Source organism: Dyella sp. 01N36 (assembly GCF_056399745.1).
On the sequence record NZ_JBFTRY010000265.1, the window covers coordinates 1 to 4,039 of the forward strand.

General features: G+C 65.1%; 4 protein-coding genes. 1 reads left to right on the forward strand and 3 read right to left on the reverse strand.

Features of this window, described 5'->3' with window-relative positions:
• Positions 1-1,653, forward strand: a 1,653-nt coding sequence (locus AC1DMG_RS20630; RefSeq protein WP_477181013.1) for a ligand-binding sensor domain-containing diguanylate cyclase, incomplete at its 5' end; no start/stop codon positions are given.
• Positions 1,654-1,674: 21 nt separating this feature from the next.
• On the opposite strand, the gene AC1DMG_RS20635 is transcribed toward AC1DMG_RS20630, so the two are convergent.
• From AC1DMG_RS20635 to AC1DMG_RS20645, 3 genes are all read right to left on the reverse strand, one after another.
• The gene (locus tag AC1DMG_RS20635; protein ID WP_441603292.1) at positions 1,675-2,337 is read right to left on the reverse strand and encodes a YoaK family protein; all 663 of its coding nucleotides are present in this window, start codon (positions 2,335-2,337) and stop codon (positions 1,675-1,677) included.
• 7 nt (positions 2,338-2,344) lie between these two features.
• Positions 2,345-3,004 carry an outer membrane lipoprotein periplasmic chaperone LolA gene (gene lolA / locus AC1DMG_RS20640; RefSeq protein WP_441603291.1) on the reverse strand — a complete coding sequence of 220 codons (660 nt, stop codon included), beginning with the start codon at positions 3,002-3,004 and terminating at the stop codon, positions 2,345-2,347.
• A gap of 105 nt (positions 3,005-3,109) precedes the next feature.
• On the reverse strand, positions 3,110-4,039 hold a 930-nt coding region (locus tag AC1DMG_RS20645), incomplete at its 5' end, for an FtsK/SpoIIIE domain-containing protein (RefSeq protein ID WP_477181014.1).

Consider the following 4,039-nt stretch of genomic DNA (forward strand, 5'->3'; position numbering starts at 1 on the left):
TTGCTGCATCTGCTGCCGGATGGCCAGCGGCTGCTGATCGCCACGTACGATGGCGTTTATCGTTACGACACGCGAACGCACGCGCTCACGCATTTCAGCCACGACGCGAACGACCCGACCAGCCTGGCCAGCGACACGGTGCGACGCATCGCACGCATCGGCGCCGACCTTTGGTACGTCACCGGCCGCGGCATCAGCATCGCCACCAGCACCACGCAGAACAAGGGTTTCCAGAACCTGCTCAACCGCCCCGGCGACAACACCAGCCTGCCCAATAATCTGGCCAGTTCCATCGCCATGGATCCGCAAGGCGGCCTGTGGATCGGCACTTATGGCGGGCTGGCCATGCTGCAGCCACACAGCGCCGGCGAACCCTATCGCTTCACCACCATCGGCTCGGCCAACGGACTGCCCAGCGAAAACATCAACGCGGTGCAGCCGGACGACTTCGGCAATCCCTGGGTCAGCCTGTCCAACGGCCTGGCGATGATCGACGGCAATACGCATGCCGTGCACAACCTGGGCGTGCGCGACGGCCTGCGCATTTCCAGCTACATCTACGCCGCGGCGGCGCGCGCGCCGGGTGGCGAGCTGCTGTTTGGAGGATTGGGTGGACTCACCGTAGTGCGTCCGCAATGGCAGCCATCCGATCAGCCCGACCCACCGCTCGCAATCACTCATGCCGCCGTCAATGGCGTGCCACTGTCGTATGGGCGACTGCCGCGCGCCGGCGAGTCGCTGAAGATCCGCTCGCGCAATCGCAGCCTGCGCGTGGACTTTGCGCTGCTCGATTACGAAGCGCCCGCCGAAACCAGCTACAGCTATCGGATGGAGGGCTTCGATGAAAGCTGGATCGATATTCCGCGCGGCGGCCTGCCCACCGCCATCTACACCAACCTGCCCCACGGCGATTACAAGCTGCGCCTGCGTGCACAGACGCATGGCATGCAGCCGCGCCTGATCGAGTCGACCGTCGACGTCAGCGCCGAGCCGCGCTGGTATGAAACGGTATCGGCCATGGTGGCGGCCGGATTGCTGGCGCTGGCCGCGATCTTCGGCGTGATCCAGCTGCGCACCATGTATCTGCGGCGCCAGGCCAAGCAGCTGCAGCATCAGATCGAGTTGCGCACGCGTGACCTCGTGGTGGCCAACAAGCGACTCGATGAGCTGGCCAACACAGACGCGTTGACCGGCGTCTGCAATCGCCGCCGCCTGCTGGAGCTGGTCGAGGAAATGCGTGCGCAAACCAGCGACGGCAGCGCCTGCATCGCACTGCTGGATCTGGACCGGTTCAAGCGCATCAACGACACCCACGGCCATCTTGCCGGCGACGCGGTGATCCGCCATGTGAGTCAAATCATGCAGCAGCAGTGCCGCGACAGCGATTGCGTGGGCCGCTACGGCGGCGAAGAGCTGGTGGCCTGCCTGTCGGAAAGCTCACTCGAGCAAGGCATGCTGATAGCCGAACGCATACGCGCCGCGGTTGCGGAACAGCCGTTGACCTATGAGGGGCAGCCCATCGAAGTCACCGTGAGCATCGGCGTGGCCGCGTACCATGCCGGCGAGACGCTGTCGCAGTGGCTGACGCGTGCCGATGGCGCGCTGTACGAGGCCAAGAACAGCGGACGCAATCGGGTCGTGGCTGCCCAGTAACACGTGCTCGGCGCCCAGCCGTCAATCGAAGTGCCGATGCCGGTAGATGGCATAACCCAGGCCCACCACACCGGTGAGCGTGGCCGGCGCCAGCAGCACACGCTCCTGCCAGACCATGAAGCCAAGCGCGCCGAGCGTGGCACCCACGATGAAATGACTCGCCACCAGCAGGCAGATATTGATGCGCAGGGAGTCGACCTCGAGGCCACGCAATCGATGGCCGAGATAGATGCCCAGGTCGGTGAAGATGCCTGACAAATGCGTGGTACGCACCGTGGCGCCGCTATACGTGCTCACCATCGCGTTCTGCAGTCCACACGCTGCCGAGGCGAGGTACAACCCGAGATCATGGCCGCCATGAATCAACGGCGTGGCGGCAAACAGCAACGCTGACTCCAGCATCAGCACGACGCCATAGCGCCGCCCGAGCCGCAGTGCGCCCTGTTGCACGATGAAACCACTGAGCATGGCGCCCAGCAGAAACGCCAGGATGACCAAGCCCCAATGCGCTATTTCGCCTGCGTCGCCGCGAGCCAGCGCCAGGCCGAATTCCGTGCTGGTACCGGTGAGATGGGTGATCGGCTGGTGCCGGAAGCACAGATAGCCCACCACATTGATGCAGCCCGCACCGAGCGCGAGCAGGCCGCCGCCCACCCAAGCCCAGCGCGGGAGCTGGCGCAGCACGGCGCGCTCAGTTCTTGATCGGCTGGGTCTGGATCACCGGCAGGTCGCCGATCACATCGGCGCCCTGGGGCGGCACGAAGTTGAAGGTCTCCGGCGGGATCGGCACGTTGCGCTGCCAACCCGAAAAACGAATATCCGTGACGGCACCCAGCTGGTCACGAAAAATCATGCGCGCCAGGCCATTCGCATCGAAGCCCAGGTCGGCGTAGTCGAACTGCGGATCCTTGGCCTTGGAGGTAAGGCGCAGCCAGCTCAGGCCATCGTGGTCGCCCTGCTCGACGGCGTTGAAGTCCTTGTCCATCTGCTTCACATCGGTGAGCACGGTCAGCGGGCTATGCGATTCCTCGGAGCTCTGCACGCGCACGGTGACCTGCTCCAGGTCCGGGTCGTACAACCACACACGGCTGCCGTCGGCGACGATGGTCTGCTTGGACGGGGCCAGCGTCTCCCAGCGGAACTGGCGCGGCGCCTGCAGCGCGAGCGTGCCGTTGCTGGTCTTGCCCGAGTTGCCGTTGGCGTCTTTCAGCGTCTGCGAGAACTTGCCGGTGAGMGAGTGCAGGTCGCCGGCAAAGGCGTCGAGCCTGGCGCGGGCCGGGCCGGCGGCCATGGCGAGGCTGCTGAGGGAAAACGCGGCGACAGCGGTGGCGATGAGTAGCAGGCGTTTCATGGGCGCTTTTCGAATGGGGCGGCGAGTGGGAATTGTGGTGCGGGAAGGCTTAACGGCAAGACGTTTTTTGTTCGTCATTCCGCCGTACGCCGGAATGACGAGCCATCAATTCTTCGGCGGCGGAGGTGCCAGCACTTCGCGGTTGCCGTTGTGCTGGGGCGCACTCACCACGCCATCCTGCTCCATCTGCTCGATCAGGCGGGCGGCGCGGTTGTAGCCGATGCGCAGGTGGCGCTGCACSMSGGAGATCGAWGCGCGGCGCGTCTCGGTCACGATGCGCACGGCGCGATCATAGAGCTGCGCCTCGGCATCGCCACCACCTTCTTCGCCCTCTTGCGGCAGACCGGAGTCGTTGATGAACTTGCCGTCGGAGGTGGCCTGCACCTCTTCCAGCACGCCTTCGATGTATTGCGGCGCGCCCTGCGAACGCAGCCAGTTCACCACGCCATGCACCTCGTGATCGTCCACGAAGGCGCCGTGCACGCGCTCGGGCGTCGCAGTGCCCGGCGGCAGATGCAGCATGTCGCCGTGACCGAGCAGCGCTTCAGCGCCGGACTGATCGAGAATCGTGCGCGAGTCGATCTTGCTCGACACCTGGAASGCGATRCGGGTGGGGATATTGGCCTTGATCAGGCCGGTGATCACATCCACCGACGGACGCTGCGTGGCGAGCACCAGATGCACGCCCGCCGCACGAGCCTTTTGGGCGAGGCGCGCGATCAGCTCTTCGACCTTCTTGCCGACGATCATCATCATGTCGGCAAACTCGTCGATGATGATCACGATGTACGGCAGCGGCTCCAGCGGCTCGGCCGCGAGGTTCGGCATGTCCGGATTCGGGCGGAACAGCGGGTCGAGCAGCGGCTGGCCGGCGTTCTCGGCGTCCTTCACTTTCTTGTTGAAGCCGGCGAGATTGCGCACGCCCACCGCTGCCATCAGCTTGTAGCGGCGCTCCATCTCGGCCACGCACCAGCGCAACGCGTTGGCGGCTTCCTTCATGTCGGTCACGACCGGCGCCAGCAGATGTGGGATGCC